This is a genomic window from Streptomyces sp. NBC_00310 (genome assembly GCF_036208085.1).
In the GTDB taxonomy this organism is placed as follows: domain Bacteria; phylum Actinomycetota; class Actinomycetes; order Streptomycetales; family Streptomycetaceae; genus Streptomyces.
The window spans coordinates 9,155,899-9,171,511 of record NZ_CP130714.1 but is presented as its reverse complement, the minus strand read 5'-3'; the positions used below and the strand labels follow the sequence as shown (position 1 = coordinate 9,171,511).

Genomic DNA, 15,613 nt, shown 5'->3' with positions numbered 1-15,613 from the left:
ACCGCCCGCACTGCCGTCGTCGACAGAGCAGCCACGCGCTTGGAGCGGCTCGGCGCGATCGCCGCACACCTCGACGCGTTCTTGACCTGGTATCGCTGACGGGCCCGCGCCGGCGCGCCGCGGACAGGTCCTGAAACCCGGCCGGCTGACACTCATCGGCGGCGGAGGCCAGTTCGCCCCGCACAGCACGCACTTCCCCACCGTCGCGCAATCCGCCCCAACCGGTTTCGCGACCGCCTCACTTGATGGGCCGCGAGCCCGCCCGTACTGTCCAGAGCCAAGGAAATGTCATGCCTGTTCTCACCCACTCCATCGATGGCGATGTCGCCACGATCGTCCTCGACAATCCTCCGCAGAACCGCTTCGCGCCCGAGTTCACCCAGGAGCTCAGCGAGATCGTCGACGCCCTCACGCGCAGCCAGGCCCGCGCCGTCGTACTGCGGGCCGAGGGACCCGACTTCAGCTACGGTGGCGACTTCCGGCCCTGGGTCGACACCGACCGCACAAGCCTGCGGGCCGACTTCGACCACGCTCTGTCCGTGATCAACCGGTTCGAGCAGCTCCCGATACCGGTCGTGGCCGCGGTGCAGGGGCTGTGCTACGGCGGCGGCTTCGAGCTCGCGCTGCGGGCCGACATCATCCTCGCCGCCGAGAGCGCCCGCTTCGGCCATCCCGAGCAGTCGCTCGGCATCGTCACCCTCCTCGGCGGGATCCACCGCGTGGCCGAACGGGCCGGCCGGGCCCGCGCCTTCGAATGGGCACTGACCTCCGAGCAGGTACCCGCCACGGTCATGGCCGAGGCCGGGGTCATCAACCGTGTCGTCCCCGACGACGAACTGCGCACCGAAGCCGAGGCCTTCGCCCAAAAGATCGCCGAAGGCCCCACCCGGGCGCACGTCGTGCACAAGGCCCTGTTGCGCGCCTGGGCCACAGGCGGCATCCCTGCCGCCGACCGGCAGCTGTTCGACCTGGCCGTCCCTCTCTTCGAGACCGAGGACGTCAAGGACGGCCTGGTCTCCGCCGCCAAGGCCCTCAAGGAGGGCCGCCCCCGGCCCGTCCTGCCCTTCAAGGGCCGCTGATCCCCCGCTCCCCCACTCGCCGCCAGCCAGAGGACACCACATGATCATCGATTCCGCCGACCTGGACGCGAAGTCCGCCTACAAGCTGCTCATCGGCAGCGTCATCCCCCGCCCCATCGCCTGGGTGAGCACCCTGTCCACCGAGGGCGTGGGCAACCTGGCTCCTATCTCCTTCTTCACGGTCGTCGGGCGCAAGCCGCCGCGGATCTCGCTGTCGTTCCAGCCGCGTTCGGACGGTGCCACGCTCAAGGACAGCTTCGTCAACATCCGGGACACCGGCGAGTTCGTCACCAACATGGCCACCCTGCCGCAGATCGACGGGCTGAACCGCAGCGCCTTCGAGTTCGAGCCCGACGTCGACGAGTTCGACGCGGTCGGGCTGGAGAAGGTGCCGTCCGAGGCCGTTCGCCCGCCCCGTATCAAGGGCGCGCCGATCGCGTTCGAGTGCACCGTCGAGCACATCTTCTCGGCGCCCGACGGACTCAACAACGCCGTCTGGGGCAATGTGGTGCGCTTCTACATCCGAGATGACCTCTATGTGGGTGGCCGGATCGACTTCGGTGCCATCGCTCCGGTGGGACGACTCGCCGCCGAATACACCCTCGTGAACAACGCGTTCGAGACGCCGCTCGACCCTGAGGTGATCAAGGAGCACTCCGAACGCCGGATGGAGCGCCTGGACCAGAAGGACACGTACTACTCGCCGATCGACACGCCCCACTGGTCGCCGTCCGGGTCCACCACCACCCTCGACTGACAGTGAGGGTGGGACGCGGTGACCCTGCCTGCGGGGACCGGCTCGCCGATTGACCGACGTCTCGTGGCGACCCCACCGGACCTCACCCGGCCTCCATGAGGAAGCACGTGTCGCGGATGAACTCCTGCCGAATCAGGAGGAGCAGAACGACGCTTCCACCCACGATGTCGCCGTGATCATCGCGGGTTCGGCTACGGCGGTCCGTCCCCGCCCTTCGGCTCACCGAGCAGGGCGACCGCACAGTCGGGCTGGAGGCGGGCCCCCGTTTCTCTCCCCCCGACTCGCCACCCAAGGACTCCTGGGACGTCGAGAACCAAGCTGGTCGCCAGGGGCAGCGTGACCGAACTCCCGCATGATCGCATCGGCCAAAGCGCCCTTCGCGCCCAGGAAGCTGTGTACAGGCGGAGAGCGGGGCCGGCAAGACACTGGACAGCAGGTCCGAGCGCAGACACGATCGCGTTCATGACACCCGAGGACGCCATTGTCGCCACTGCCGACCGGATCGCGGAGCTGCTCCAGGCAGGGGCCGACCCGCACACGCCGCTGCCGGGCGCAGAGTGGACGGTAGGGGAGGCGGCGGCTCATCTCGCGCTGGCGGGGAAGCTGATGGCGGACATCGGGGCGGGAGAGGACCGCCCGTACGGCGATGGGACGCCGAGCGGCCTCGCGGCGGCCAACCGTGCGGCTCTGGCCGTCTTCCCGCAGCGGGATCCGGCGGTCCTCGGCGCGGAGATCGCGGATACCGCCCGAGCCTTCGTTGCGACCGCGGCCGGCCGTAGCCCGCGGGAGGCGGTGCTGACGCCGATGGGGCCGATGGACATGGCGACCCTGGGCTCGTACCTGCTCACGCACTTGCTCGGGCACGGATACGACATCGCGGTCGCGCTGCGCGGGCCCCACATGGTCAACCGGGAAGTAGTCGCGTTCACGCTGCCGTTCATGCGGTTGGCCATGCCGCGTGCTGTGAACGCCGACGCGGCCGGCCACCACGCGTGCTATCTGTTGCGGATCGCCCGCGACCGCTTCGCCGTCACCTTCGCGGACGGCGTGCCCACGGTCACCGACACCCCGCCCCGGCGGCCCGACTGCACGATCGCCATCGCCCCCATCGCCTTCCTCCTCCTCGCCCTGGGCCGCTGGACCGCCCCCACCGCCATGGCCCGCGCCAAGGTCGTCGTCTGGGGCCGCAAACCGTGGCTGGGCCTGCGCTTCCCGATGCTCTTCACAGCGCCATAGGCGAGCGAGCAGACTGGCGCCGACGGCCTCTTTGACCGTCGCCTCCCACCATGAGGACGGGAGCCCGCCAGCCCTTCGAGCAATGGCGAACGCTTAACCGCGGCTGATTTCGACGCACCCCGAAACGCTTCTCATGCAGATGCAGGGATACGCCATCGTGGCGGCCGGCGGGGCGCAGGGCGACGACCTGCTCGGCGAGGTCGTCCGGGCGGGCTGGATGAGGATCTGGGAAGCGTGCATCTGGCGCTGGGTGCCGATACCGACCGGACGGCACGTTTCTTTGCCTGCGGCATGCTCGGTAGCACGCTCACCGCCATCGGCCTCCCCCGGGCGCGGAGCCAGGAGGCCAAGGATGCTTCCGGAAGGACGCGGCGTCAGCGCGCGCCTGCCGCATCCAGCAGGGTGACCACCGTGGGGGCGATGAGTCCCGTCATGGTGTCGGCTAAGTATGCCGCCAGCGGATCACAGACATCCCCACTCTCTCGGTCCCACATGCGTTGGTTGATCTGCAAGTGCGCGCTCGCCATTGCCGACGGCGGTGCGGCCCGGCTGGCAGGCGAGCCTGTCTCCGGCGCCGAATGGTTCGATGCTCTGCGCTACCTGACGGCAGCTGCGCGACTAGTCGTCCACGATGACGAACTCGCGGAACTTCCCGGGTTCGCCGCGGACGCATTCGCCGCCGTCCGCACACAGCGCGCACTGAGCCCTCGCGCGGTACCTGGTGGGTCCGGCGTGATGCCGGGCACCGCGTCCGAAGCTGCCGCCGCCCTTGCACTCACGGAACCCATCCTGAACGCCTCCGACTGGGGTGCTGGGGCACGCCATCTTGCTCCTTGGGCGCGCAGGTTGGCCGCAGAACGGCAAACCAGGCACAGTGGCCGCAACCCGCTGCGCGGCATCCAGCACCCGGCGGGACTGCATCGCATGATGACTGCGATCGTTCCCCACCAGAACCGAATCGCCGGCGCCGTTCCCACTGGATCATTCGTCGCCCTGGAGTTCCGGCATATTCCGAATCTGATAGACGCTGATGACTACCGCAACGTCATGGCCGTTCACCTTCCTGGAACCACACCTGTCGTCGGCAGGCACTTCTGCTCCCTCGCACTCGCTCGCCTGGCCGGGGCAGAGACTTGGGCCCAAGCCGAAGACTCGCTAGACGCTCCACAGCGCCGCAAAGGGAATTGGGGAAAAACTACCCAGCGAATCCCTGACTCTCAGGCTTTTTGGAACGGAATTTGCACTTTGGCCGATCTATTGTGGAAACGAGGAGCCATTGACTACGCCGCTCGCCGGAGAGTGCTATCCGAACTTCTCGAGGTCCCTTATGACAGCCTGTTCTCGATCTTCCGTCCGGTACGGATGGGCGTTACTCGCCAGCGGCAACGCCACGCCGCAGCGTGGATCTGGCAAGCCCTCACCGGCAGCCCCTCCCACGACTCCCCTGTCTACGCCGGAGGTTGGGAGGGACTGAGCGCGGCCTCGGTGACCGAAGCCCGGCGAAAGTTCCACGAACGCGTTCCGGAATCCGCCGCCAGGGCATTGACACTGTGGGGGCTGGAATGGCTGGACGAGAAGGGCACTGGACCCCAGCCTGACCCGAGAGCCGCTGGTGCGGTGGGCGGCCCGGTGCGATCGTGGGCTGCGCACTGAACTGTTCCGCGCGAGGGTCGCTACTTCCTTCCATGCAGAGAAGAGTTCAGTGCCCAGGTCAGGGCCACGGGGACTGAACTTTTCTTCTTTCGTCCGACAGCGGAAAGAAGTCGTGAGCGGCGGGGAGCCCCCGCCCGGTGGCCCTGGACACCGGGCGCCGTCTCCGTGGTCACCCGTTCAGCGGATCGGCACGGCCTGTTCCGGCCGGTCGGTCCGCTCGACGGGTGGCAGCACCATCTCCTCGTAGCGGCCCAGCGCCAGTACGACGCCGAGCATCAGCAGCGGAATGATCACAGCGACTACCGCCATGAGCCCGGTCCTTCCCCAGGGAATGTGCGGTGGGGGGTGTCTCGCCGGGTCTCCCCCGCGCGGACGGGCAAACCCGGACGCCAACCGGAATCGGGTCAGTCGCGTCCGTGTCGGCCCAGGGTCTTCGGGTACGCGGGGGGCCACCAACCGATCTGGAGGGGAGTCATGCAGCGAGGCAGCAACCGGATGAGCGCCCACCGCGACGACGAGATGAAGCACGAACTGCAGGGGTTGCTCCGTTCTGGGCACCCCACCCGGACGGAGGAATGGCACGACCCGGAGCCGTACGCCGAGGACGACCCGGAGGTCACGTACGGGCCGGTGACGCCGAGCCGTGCGCCCGCCCGGGTGGAGGCGCTGCGGCTGGAGCTGGGCCGGGTCCTGGGCCGTACGTCCTTCCCGGCGGGCCCCGCCGAGCTGATCCGTGTGCTGCGCGACCGGCACGCCCCGGACGGGCTCGTGGAGCCCCTGGAGCGGCTGCCGCGCAAGGAGCGCTACGACTCGGTCCACCGGCTCGCGGAGGCGGTGGTCCACGCCCAGGACGAGACTGGGGGCGGTGCGTCGCGGCCCCCGGCGGGCGGCACGGAATCCGCACACGACGGGGACACATAGGCCCCCTGCTCGCGGGTACTGCGGGCAGCGTCACGCCGATGTGGGCGTGCCCCCGCGGTCGGGGCGGAGCGACGAAAGGCCCGGAAGAGCCATGGCCGAGTTCGTGAGGGAAGTCATGACGCCAGGTGTGGTGGCGGTCCGCCCGGACGCCTCGCTCGTCGAGGCGGCGCAGCTGATGCGGGCCCAGGACATCGGGGACGTGCTCGTCGCGACGGACGGGCGGGTCGTCGGGGTCCTGACCGATCGCGACATCACGCTGCGCGCCGTCGCCGACGGCGCGGACCCGCTGACGGTGAGCGCCCAGGCCGTCTGCACCCCGAACCCGGTCGTGGTCGGCCCGGACGACGCGGTGTCCGCCGCCGTCGCGCTGATGCGCGACCACGCGATACGCCGGCTCCCCGTCATGGAGCGCGGGCACCCGGTGGGCATGGTCAGCCTCGGCGACCTGGCCGTCTCGCAGGAACCGGGGTCGGCGCTCGCCCACATCAGCCGGGCCGCGCCGGACACCTGGCCGGGCGGGGCCCCGACCTGAGGGGCGGTCGGAGCCCGCGAGTCCCTACCCGCCCGGCGTGCCGGTGATCTGCCCGGGCGAGCGGGTCGACCGGGCGGTGGTGGAGTACCTCACGTCCGGTGTGGAGCACGGCATGTACGTACCGGACTCTTCGGGCCCGGAGCCGCGCACCCTGCGGGTGGTGGCCCGATGAGCGAGGGACCGAGCCAAGGAAAGGAGACTGAGCAGCGATGCGTATCGCATTCCTGACCGCACCCGAGGGTGTCGAGCAGATCGAGCTGACCGACCCCTGGCAGGCGGCGGAGAACGCCGGCCACGAGCCGGTGCTGGTGTCGACGAAGCCGGGTCGGATCCAGGCCTTCGACCACCTCGACAAGGCGGACACGTTCCCCGTGGACGCCGTGGTGGGCGAGGAGCCGGCCGAGTCGTTCGGCGCGCTGGTCCTGCCCGGCGGGGTGGCCAACCCGGACTTCCTGCGTATGGACGGACAGGCCGTGTCGTTCGTCCGGGAGTTCTTCGAGCGGGGTCGTCCGGTCGCCGCGATCTGTCACGCGCCGTGGACGCTGGTCGAGGCGGACGTGGTCCGCGGCCGGGTCCTGACCTCCTGGCCGAGCCTGCGCACGGACATCCGCAACGCGGGCGGCACCTGGGTCGACGAGCAGGTCAAGATCTGCGGCCACGGCCCGAGCAAGCTGATCACCAGCCGCAAACCGGACGACCTCAAGGCGTTCTGCGAGGCGTTCCTCGATGTGTTCTCCCAGGAGGCCGCCGGATGAGCTCCCCCATGGACCGCAAGCAGCGGCAGCGTGAGGCCGCCCACCCGGACGACCCGGCGTCGGGCCCCCTGACCACCGACCAGGGCGTGGCCGTCGACCACACCGACGACTCCCTGACCGTCGGTGAGCGCGGGCCGACGCTGATGGAGGACTTCCACTTCCGGGAGAAGCTCACCCACTTCGACCACGAGCGGATCCCGGAGCGGGTCGTCCACGCGCGGGGCGCGGGCGCGTACGGCTACTTCGAACCGTACGAGTCCTGCGCGGAGTTCACCCGCGCCGCGTTCCTCCAGGACCCGTCGGTCCGCACCCCGGTCTTCGTACGGTTCTCGACCGTGCAGGGGCCGCGCGGCTCGGCGGACACCGTGCGGGACGTACGCGGTTTCGCGACCAAGTTCTATACGTCGGAGGGCAATTACGACCTGGTCGGGAACAATTTCCCGGTCTTCTTCATCCAGGACGGCATCAAGTTCCCCGACTTCGTGCACGCGGTGAAGCCGGAGCCGCACAACGACATCCCTACGGGCGCGTCGGCGCACGACACCCTGTGGGACTTCGTGTCGCTCCAGCCGGAGACCCTGCACGCGATCATGTGGCTGATGTCGGACCGGGCGATCCCGCGCAGCTACCGCATGATGCAGGGCTTCGGCGTGCACACCTTCCGTTTCGTCACCGCCGACGGGCGGGGCACGTTCGTGAAGTTCCACTGGAAGCCGAAGCTGGGCACGCACTCGCTGGTGTGGGACGAGGCGCAGGAGTGCCAGGGCCGGGACCCGGACTTCAACCGCCGGGACCTGTGGGACGCGATCGAGGCCGGCGAGTACCCGGAGTGGGAGCTGGGTGTCCAACTCGTGCCGGAGGAAGACGAGTTCGCCTTCGACTTCGACCTGCTCGACCCCACGAAAATCATTCCTGAGGAGCAGGTGCCGGTACGGCCGATCGGCCGCATGGTGCTGGACCGCAACCCCGAGAACTTCTTCGCGGAGACGGAACAGGTCGCCTTCCACACCGCCAACGTCGTCCCCGGCATCGACTTCACCAACGACCCGCTGCTCCAGGCCCGCAACTTCTCCTACCTGGACACCCAGTTGATCCGCCTCGGCGGCCCCAACTTCAGTCAGCTGCCGGTGAACCGCCCGGTGGCCCCGGTGCGCACCAACCACCGCGACGGCTACCACCAGTCCGCGATCCACGGCGGCACGAACTACTCCCCGAACACCCTCGGCGCCGGCTGCCCGGCCCACGCGGGCGTCGACGGCAACGCCTACACCCACTACGCCGAACGTGTCGACGGCGCCAAGATCCGCCGCCGCAGCGAGAGTTTCAAGGACCACCACAGCCAGCCGGCGATGTTCTGGAACAGCATGGCCCCCTGGGAGAAGCAGCACATCGTGGCAGCCTTCCGTTTCGAACTCGGCAAGGTCGGCGCGCTCACCGTCCGCGCCCGCACGGTCGGACAACTGGCCAAGGTGGATCCGGAGTTGGCGACCGAGGTGGCGAAGGGCATCGGCGTTCCGGTGCCCTCGGACGCCGAGGCGGTGCCGTACAAGCTCACCTCCCCCGCCCTCAGCCTGGAGTCGCAGCGCGGCCCCGGTTCCATCCGCACCCGCCGGATCGCCGTCCTGGTGGCCGACGGCGTGGACGCCGAGCAGGTGACCGGCGTGCGGGAGGTGCTGGCGGCCGAGGGCGCGATCGTCGAGGCCCTGGCGGCCCAGGACGGCACCGTACGCGGCGCGGACGGCGCGGAGTACACCGTGGACCGCGCCCTGCCGACGGTCGCGTCGGTCCTGTACGACGCGGTGTTCCTCCCCGGCGGCCCGGTCGCCACGCCGTCCTCGTCGACCGACCCCGACGCCATGCGCTTCGTCCGCGACGCCTACCGTCACGGCAAGCCGATCGCCGCCCTCGGTTCCGGCGTCGGCATCGTCGCCGCCCTCCAGCCCGAGGGCGTCCGCCTCTCCTCCGAGTTCCACCGGGTGGTGGCGGACCGGGGCATCGTGACGGACACGGCCCCGGGCGCGGCGGCCGACGACTTCACCAGGGAGTTCGTGGCAGCGATCGCGGCCCACCGCCACTGGGACCGCCCACCGGCCCGCTGCTGACGACGGGGGCGCCCCTTGGGCCAAGGGGCGCCCTTCGGTCTTTCAGCCGCGCGGGGAACTGCGCGATCACCCCCACGCACCCGCGGCCCGCAACGCACACCAGGGCCCGAGCCCTGCACGGCCCTGAGGGTCTGCACGGCCCTAAGGCCTGCGTCCGAGCAGGCACAACAGCCTGCTCTGCGCGTCAGCGCCCGGCCGCGGCTCCACCGGCGGCCCGAACAACCCGCTCTTCTCCAGCTCCCCGGCGTACGGGGTGATCTCCTCCACCGCGAACCGCACCAACTCCCCCGGCAGCCGCTCGTCCGCCCCGATCGCCCGCGACAGATCCCACGCGTGCACGACGAGATCGGCGACCATCTGCGCGCAGTACGCGGTCACCGGAGTGTCCCCGGACGACAGATGAACCGTACGTTCGAGCGCACCGGGCCCCGCGAACGCCTCCCGCGCCGAGTGCGCCGCCGTGTCCCAGGACGCCGCGGGGTCCGGCCCCAGCAGGTCCCCCTCGAACGTGTCGCCGACCTCCTCGATCATGCAGCCGTCCCGCACCAGCGACGGCACCCACAACTGCTCGGACACGAGGTGGTTGACGAGGTCCCGGACCGTCCATTCGGCGCAGGGCGTACCCGCCCCCCACTGGTCGTCGCGGACGGCGTGGACCCGCGCCCCGAAGAGGTCCTGAGCCTGCGTGTGCCGGTCGAGCAGCGCACACGTCCTCGCATCCGTGATCATGTCGTCGCCGGTCCTCGATCCCGCGCGCCGTGGCGTGTGCGGCCCGGGACGACCGGCCGGCGTGGGTGGCGGCGCAGGTACTCGCCCTCCAGTTGCGCCATCCGTTCGTTGTGGGTGCGCAGTGCCTCGGTCGATCCGTGCAGCAGCGTGTCGTGCCGCGTGCGGTGGATCGACTCCAGCTCCTTCATCAACTGCTGGTCGTCCAGCTGGTCCGGGTGCACTCCGGTCATGGTGGTACCCCGATCTTCGTGTTCCTCCATGAGGTCCGGGTACCCGCCCGGCAAGCATTACCCCGAGTGGCATCCGGGAGGGAGCCATGGATCTCGCGTTTCTCCATCCACTGTACGAACATCCCGGGCCCTGGGCCTCTGTGTACGTCGGTTCGTCCGCCCCTTCGGAGTCCATGGCCCACGAGCGGTCGCTGACGGCGGCCGCCGTCTCCCGTGAGCTGTCCGAGCAGGGCGCGGACGAGGCGACCAGCCGGGCCGTGCGCGGGGCGGTGGAGGAGCTGCGCCACGACGCCGAGCCGTACGGCAGGGCGTTCTTCGCCCGGGACGGCCAGATCGTCCTGGACCCGGTGCTCGTCTCGCCGCCACCGGCGAACCAGGCGTTCTGGGCCCCGCTGCCCCGTACGGCACCGCTGCTGGACCTGGCCGGGGAGGCCCCGGTGTGTCTGGTGGCGTACATCGACCGGCGGGGTGCGCGGTTCGAGCTGCGCGGCGCGCTGGGCGGCGAGGACGCCGGGGCGGTGACCGGGCGGCAGTGGCCCGTGCACCGCACGAGTACCGCCGACTGGTCCGAGCGGCATTTCCAGCTGCGGGTGGAGAACACCTGGGAGCACAACGCGGCGGAGGTCGCCGACGCGCTCGCCGTGTGCCAGGAGGAGACCCGCGCCGACCTGCTGGTCCTCGTGGGTGAGGACCGCGAACGGCACGCGGTGCGGGACCGGCTGCCGAAGCGGCTGGTCGACCGGGTGGCGGAGGCCTCGCACGGGGCGCCCAGCAGGCTGCTGGACGAGGATGTCGAGCGCATCCGCGCCGAGCACGCACGCCGGCGGGCCGCCGACGAGGTCGAGCGGTTCGTGGCGGCGCGCAGCCCCGACGCCGAGGGGCGCCCGGGGGCCGTGGAGGACGTGGCCGAGCTGGTGGAGGCGGCGCGGGAGCACCGCATCGACGAGCTCCTCGTCCGCCCCGAGGGGCCCGACACCCACCGCGCGCTGTGGGTCGGCGAGGACCCTGACCAGCTGGCCGTACGCCGTACGGAGCTGCGCACGCTCGGCCTCGCCGAGGAGGACGCCCGGTCGGCCCGCGCGGACGACGCCCTGCTGCGGTCCGCCGTGGCGACCGGCGCCCCGGCGCTCTCCGTGACGGCCCCGCCCGAGGCCGCGGACGGCGGGATACCGGTCGGCGGCCTGGGCGCCCTGCTGCGCTGGAAGTGACCCGCGCGGGAGCCGGTGCGGTCAGCGGGCGCGCTCCACGCGCCGCTCGTCCCACACCGGCTCCGGTGTCTCCCGCGCCCGGCCGTCGGAGCCGAAGACGAGATACCGGTCGAACGACCGAGCGAACCAGCGGTCGTGGGTGACCGCGAGGACGGTCCCGTCGAAGGCTTCGAGGCCCTCCTGCAGGGCCTCCGCCGACTCCAGGTCGAGGTTGTCCGTGGGCTCGTCGAGCAGGAGGGCGGTGACGCCCTGGAGCTCCAGGAGCAGGATCTGGAAGCGGGCCTGCTGGCCGCCGGAGAGACGGTCGAAGGCCTGCTCGGCCTGCTGGGTCAGCTCGTAGCGGCGCAGCCGGGACATGGCGGCGCCCCGGTCCTGGGCGTGCTCCTTCCACAGGATGTCGAGCAGTGTCCGCCCCTCCAGCTCGGGGTGGGCGTGCGTCTGCGCGAAGTGCCCCGGCACGACCCTGGCGCCGAGCTTCCACTCCCCCGTGTGGGTCACGCCGTCGCCGGCGAGCAGCCGCAGGAAGTGGGACTTGCCCGAGCCGTTCGAGCCGAGGACGGCGACGCGTTCGCCGTAGAAGACCTCCAGGTCGAAGGGTTTCATCAGGCCGGTGAGCTCAAGTCCCTTGCAGGTGACGGCCCTGACGCCGGTGCGGCCGCCCTTGAGCCGCATCGTGATGTCCTGCTCGCGCGGCGGCTCGGGCGGCGGCCCGGCCTCCTCGAACTTGCGCAGCCGGGTCTGGGCGGCGGCGTACCGCGAGGCCATCTCATGGCTGACGGCGGCTGCCTGACGGAGCGTCAGTACGAGTTTCTTCAGCTGGGCGTGCTTCTCGTCCCAGCGGCGCCGCAGCTCCTCGAAGCGCTCGAACCGCTGCCGCCGGGCCTCGTGATAGGTGTCGAACCCGCCGCCGTGCACCCACGCGTCCGCGCCGGCCGGCCCCGGCTCCACGCTCACGATCTTCTCGGCGGCGCGGGAGAGCAGCTCCCGGTCGTGCGAGACGAAGAGCACGGTCTTGCGGGTCTCCTTCAGCCGCTCCTCCAGCCAGCGCTTGCCGGGTACGTCGAGGTAGTTGTCGGGCTCGTCGAGCAGGAGCACCTGGTCGGTGCCGCGCAGCAGCGCCTCCAGGACGAGCCGTTTCTGCTCGCCGCCGGACAGCGTCCGCACCTGCCGCCACTGCGCCTTCTCGTACGGCACGCCCAGGGCGGCCATGGTGCACATGTCCCACAGGGTCTCGGCCTCGTAGCCGCGCACCTCGGCCCAGTCGGAGAGGGCCTGCGCGTACTTCAGCTGGGCCGCCTCGTCGTCCACGGTCATCATCCCGTGCTCGGCGGCGTCGACCGCCTTCGCGGCCTCCCTGATCCTCGGCTGCGCCACCGACACCAGCAGGTCCCGCACGGTCGTCTCGTCCCGCACGGACCCCACGAACTGCCGCATCACCCCGAGCCCCCCGCTGACGGTGACCGACCCGCCGTGCGGCTTCAGCTCCCCGGAGATCAGCCGCAACAACGTCGTCTTGCCGGCCCCGTTCGGCCCGACGAGCGCGACCACCGCGCCCTCCCCCACCCGAAAGGACACGTCCCCGAGCAGCGCCCTCCCGTCCGGCAGGTAGTACTCCAGATGAGCGGCTTCGAGATGTCCCATGGGGCGCATTGTCCGAGGTGGGGCACGACCGGGCAAATCCATTTCCGCCGACGCCCATACGTGGCCGCGGGCAGTCGTGCCGCCAGGGGCGGCACGGGTGGGCGCGGCGGCACCCGTCAAGCACCGGTGAGCGGAACCCACCCCCGCCCAGCCCCGGCGCCGGGCGCCCGACCCGCGAAGGCTCAGCGGTCCCACCGGCCCCGGACCGGCCGAGGCTCAGCCACCCCACCCCGCCCGACACGGTTCCGGCGCCATGGGGTACCCGTGGACACATGACCCCAGACGTCGACCTCACCGTCCGCCCCCCGGGCCACCACATCCTCCGCGACCATTTCCTCGCCGCGGACAGTCGCCTGTTCAACGCGGTGGCGACCCGCGACTGGCCCGGCGCCCACCCCATGCTGCCGAAGCTGAGCCGCGCCGCGAACCACGGTGTGCTGTGGTTCGCCACGGCGGCGGCGATCGCGGCGACCCGGAGTCCGCGGGCCCGTAGGGCGGCCGCCCGGGGCGTCGCCTCGCTCGCCCTCGCCTCGGCGACGATCAACACGCTCGGCAAGCGCTCCATCCGCCGCCCCCGCCCGGGCCTGGACAACGTCCCGCTGACCCGCCAGCTGAAGCGGCAGCCGATCACCACGTCGTTCCCGTCGGGCCACTCCGCCTCCGCCGCCGCCTTCGCGGCCGGCGTCGCCCTGGAGTCGCGCGCCTGGGGTGCGGCGGTCGCACCGCTGGCGACCGCGGTGGCGCTGTCCCGCGTGTACACGGGCGTGCACTTCCCGAGCGACGTCCTGGTGGGCGCCGCCCTGGGTGTGGGCGCCGCCTACGCCGTACGGGGCATCGTGCCGACCCGTGACCAGCTCCCGCCGCCCGGCCGCCCGTACGTGGACGCGCCCGCGCTGCCGGACGGCGACGGCCTGGTCGTGGTGGCCAACCGGGCCTCGGGGACGTCGGACCGGGTGCGCGCCCTGCGGGACGTGCTGCCCGGCGCCGAGACCGTGGAGTGCGAACCGGAGGACGTGACGGCCGAGTTGGAGAAGGCCGCCGCCCACGCACGGGTGCTCGGCGTGTGCGGCGGCGACGGCACGGTGAACGCCGCCGCCGAGGTGGCCCTGCGTCACGGCCTCCCCCTCGCCGTACTCCCCGGCGGCACCCTCAACCACTTCGCGTACGACCTCGGTGTGGAGGACGTGCGCGCCCTGGGCCGTGCGGTGCGCCAGGGCGAGGCCGTCCGGGTGGATCTGGGGCACTTCACGACCGGGGACACGGAGGGCCACTTCCTCAACACGTTCAGCCTGGGCGTCTATCCCGAGCTGGTGCGGGAGCGCGAACGCTGGGAGAAGTTGATCGGCGGCTGGCCGGCGGGCGTGATCGCGGCACTGCGTGTCCTGCGCTCCGACCGCCATCCGCTCCAGGCCACCTTCGAGGGCCGGCCGCGCCCGATCTGGCTGCTCTTCGCGGGCAACGGCACGTACCACCGGCTGGGTCTCGCCCCGGCCCGGCGTTTCGACCTGGCCGACGGGCTGCTGGACGTCCGGGTCGTGCACGGCGGCCGCCGCCCGGGTCTGCGGCTGCTGGCGGCGGCCGTCGCCGGCCCGCTGACCCGCACCCCGGCCCACGCGGCGGTCCGCGTACGGCGGCTCCGGGTGGAGGGCATCGCGCCGGGCACGCTGCTCGCGTACGACGGCGAAGTCACCGAGGTGGAGGGGGATCTGACGCTCCGGAAGCTCCCGGAGGCGCTGACGGTCTACCGGCCGGTGCCGATGCACTGACCACCGGGCAAGTCCACCATTCAAGACGGCGGTCTCAGTATTCGGCACGGTCACGTACGGTTCGAGCACGAACTCGCGGACCTCACGGACCTCGTGGAAGGGGAACGGCCATGTCGAAGGCACGGGAGACCGCCGTCTACACGCACGGACACCATGAGTCGGTACTGCGCTCGCACACCTGGCGGACGGCCGCCAACTCCGCGGCCTATCTCCTCGGTTCGCTGAAGCCGCACATGAGGATCCTGGACATCGGCTGCGGTCCGGGCACGATCACCGCGGACCTGGCCGCCCTGGTCCCGGAGGGGCAGGTCACCGGGGTCGACCACGCGCCCGGCATCCTGGAGCAGGCCAGGGCGACGGCCGCCGAACGCGGCCTGGACAACGTGCGGTTCGCGGTCGCGGACGTCCACGCGCTGGACTACCCGGACGACACGTTCTGCGTGGTCCACGCGCACCAGGTGCTCCAGCACGTCGGCGACCCGGTGCAGGCGCTGCGCGAGATGCGCCGGGTGACCAGGCCGGGCGGTCTGATCGCCGTCCGCGACTCCGACTACGCGGCGATGACCTGGTTCCCCGGATCCCCGGGCATGGACGACTGGCTGGACCTGTACCGCCGGGTGGCCCGCGCCAACGGTGGTGAGCCCGACGCGGGGCGCCGGCTGAAGTCATGGGCGCTGCGCGCCGGGCTCACCGACATCACGGCCACCTCCGCCACCTGGACCTACGCCACGCCGGACGAGCGGGCCTGGTGGAGCGGGCTGTGGGCGGACCGGACGGTCGCCTCCGCGTACGCCGAACGGGCCACACAGGGCGGTCACGCGACGCTCGACCGGCTCCGGGCGATCGAGGCGGCCTGGCGGGAATGGGGGCGGCAGGAGGACGGCTGGTTCGCCGTACTGCACGGAGAAATTCTCTGCCGTAAGACGGTCTGAAAAGAAGGGGCCGCTGGTACAGGTGGCGAATTCACCCGTACCGCAGGTGGATTCGCTCCCGCGCTCACTCCC

15 protein-coding genes and 1 pseudogene are annotated in these 15,613 nt (G+C 71.3%); 12 read left to right on the top strand and 4 right to left on the bottom strand.

Features of this window, described 5'->3' with window-relative positions; translation table 11 throughout:
* Positions 1–290: 290 nt before the first annotated feature.
* The 4 genes from OG202_RS40060 to OG202_RS40045 all read left to right on the top strand — a co-directional run bounded on the left by OG202_RS40060 (position 291) and on the right by OG202_RS40045 (position 4,725).
* On the top strand, positions 291–1,079 hold the full coding sequence (locus OG202_RS40060) for an enoyl-CoA hydratase/isomerase family protein (protein WP_327726970.1): 789 nt from the start codon (positions 291–293) through the stop codon (positions 1,077–1,079).
* A 40-nt stretch (positions 1,080–1,119) separates the two neighbouring features.
* Positions 1,120–1,836, top strand: coding sequence for a flavin reductase family protein (locus OG202_RS40055; RefSeq protein ID WP_327726971.1), 717 nt, complete (start codon positions 1,120–1,122; stop codon positions 1,834–1,836).
* Positions 1,837–2,298: 462 nt separating this feature from the next.
* Positions 2,299–3,072 carry a maleylpyruvate isomerase family mycothiol-dependent enzyme gene (locus OG202_RS40050; protein WP_328224349.1) on the top strand — a complete coding sequence of 258 codons (774 nt, stop codon included), beginning with the start codon at positions 2,299–2,301 and terminating at the stop codon, positions 3,070–3,072.
* Between the two features lie 234 nt (positions 3,073–3,306).
* The gene (locus OG202_RS40045; protein ID WP_328224348.1) at positions 3,307–4,725 is read left to right on the top strand and encodes a hypothetical protein; all 1,419 of its coding nucleotides are present in this window, start codon (positions 3,307–3,309) and stop codon (positions 4,723–4,725) included.
* 177 nt (positions 4,726–4,902) lie between these two features.
* Here the strand turns inward: OG202_RS40045 and OG202_RS40040 are convergent, their stop codons facing one another.
* Positions 4,903–5,034, bottom strand: a complete 132-nt coding sequence (locus OG202_RS40040; RefSeq protein WP_326574808.1) for a hypothetical protein — start codon at positions 5,032–5,034, stop codon at positions 4,903–4,905.
* Between the two features lie 165 nt (positions 5,035–5,199).
* On the opposite strand from OG202_RS40040, the gene OG202_RS40035 reads away from it, so the two are divergent.
* The 5 genes and pseudogenes from OG202_RS40035 to OG202_RS40015 all read left to right on the top strand — a co-directional run bounded on the left by OG202_RS40035 (position 5,200) and on the right by OG202_RS40015 (position 9,035).
* The gene (locus OG202_RS40035; protein ID WP_326574809.1) at positions 5,200–5,646 is read left to right on the top strand and encodes a DUF2795 domain-containing protein; all 447 of its coding nucleotides are present in this window, start codon (positions 5,200–5,202) and stop codon (positions 5,644–5,646) included.
* A 91-nt stretch (positions 5,647–5,737) separates the two neighbouring features.
* On the top strand, positions 5,738–6,178 hold the full coding sequence (locus tag OG202_RS40030) for a CBS domain-containing protein (protein WP_327726974.1): 441 nt from the start codon (positions 5,738–5,740) through the stop codon (positions 6,176–6,178).
* A 25-nt stretch (positions 6,179–6,203) separates the two neighbouring features.
* Positions 6,204–6,350 (top strand): annotated as a pseudogene (locus OG202_RS40025) (amino acid decarboxylase); the annotation flags it as partial.
* A gap of 37 nt (positions 6,351–6,387) precedes the next feature.
* Positions 6,388–6,933, top strand: coding sequence for a type 1 glutamine amidotransferase domain-containing protein (locus OG202_RS40020; protein ID WP_327726975.1), 546 nt, complete (start codon positions 6,388–6,390; stop codon positions 6,931–6,933).
* Positions 6,930–9,035, top strand: a complete 2,106-nt coding sequence (locus OG202_RS40015; protein ID WP_327726976.1) for a catalase — start codon at positions 6,930–6,932, stop codon at positions 9,033–9,035. Before OG202_RS40020 ends, OG202_RS40015 begins: the two co-directional genes overlap by 4 nt.
* 141 nt (positions 9,036–9,176) lie before the next feature.
* Here the strand turns inward: OG202_RS40015 and OG202_RS40010 are convergent, their stop codons facing one another.
* Together OG202_RS40010 and OG202_RS40005 are read right to left on the bottom strand one after the other, a co-directional pair.
* The gene (locus OG202_RS40010) at positions 9,177–9,764 is read right to left on the bottom strand and encodes a TIGR03086 family metal-binding protein (protein WP_326574817.1); all 588 of its coding nucleotides are present in this window, start codon (positions 9,762–9,764) and stop codon (positions 9,177–9,179) included.
* Positions 9,761–10,024: a DUF6158 family protein gene (locus tag OG202_RS40005; protein WP_326574819.1), complete on the bottom strand. Its 264-nt coding sequence runs from the start codon at positions 10,022–10,024 to the stop codon at positions 9,761–9,763. The genes OG202_RS40010 and OG202_RS40005 overlap by 4 nt, the downstream gene beginning before the upstream one ends.
* A 56-nt stretch (positions 10,025–10,080) precedes the next feature.
* On the opposite strand from OG202_RS40005, the gene OG202_RS40000 reads away from it, so the two are divergent.
* Positions 10,081–11,202, top strand: a complete 1,122-nt coding sequence (locus OG202_RS40000) for a baeRF2 domain-containing protein (RefSeq protein WP_328224347.1) — start codon at positions 10,081–10,083, stop codon at positions 11,200–11,202.
* A gap of 21 nt (positions 11,203–11,223) precedes the next feature.
* On the opposite strand, the gene OG202_RS39995 is transcribed toward OG202_RS40000, so the two are convergent.
* Positions 11,224–12,843: an ABC-F family ATP-binding cassette domain-containing protein gene (locus OG202_RS39995; protein WP_328224346.1), complete on the bottom strand. Its 1,620-nt coding sequence runs from the start codon at positions 12,841–12,843 to the stop codon at positions 11,224–11,226.
* Positions 12,844–13,115: 272 nt separating this feature from the next.
* Here OG202_RS39995 and OG202_RS39990 point away from each other — a divergent pair, with 272 nt between their 5' ends.
* Together OG202_RS39990 and OG202_RS39985 are read left to right on the top strand one after the other, a co-directional pair.
* Positions 13,116–14,609, top strand: coding sequence for a bifunctional phosphatase PAP2/diacylglycerol kinase family protein (locus tag OG202_RS39990; RefSeq protein WP_328224345.1), 1,494 nt, complete (start codon positions 13,116–13,118; stop codon positions 14,607–14,609).
* 110 nt (positions 14,610–14,719) lie between these two features.
* Positions 14,720–15,541 carry a class I SAM-dependent methyltransferase gene (locus tag OG202_RS39985; protein WP_326574826.1) on the top strand — a complete coding sequence of 274 codons (822 nt, stop codon included), beginning with the start codon at positions 14,720–14,722 and terminating at the stop codon, positions 15,539–15,541.
* Positions 15,542–15,613 lie beyond the last annotated feature (72 nt).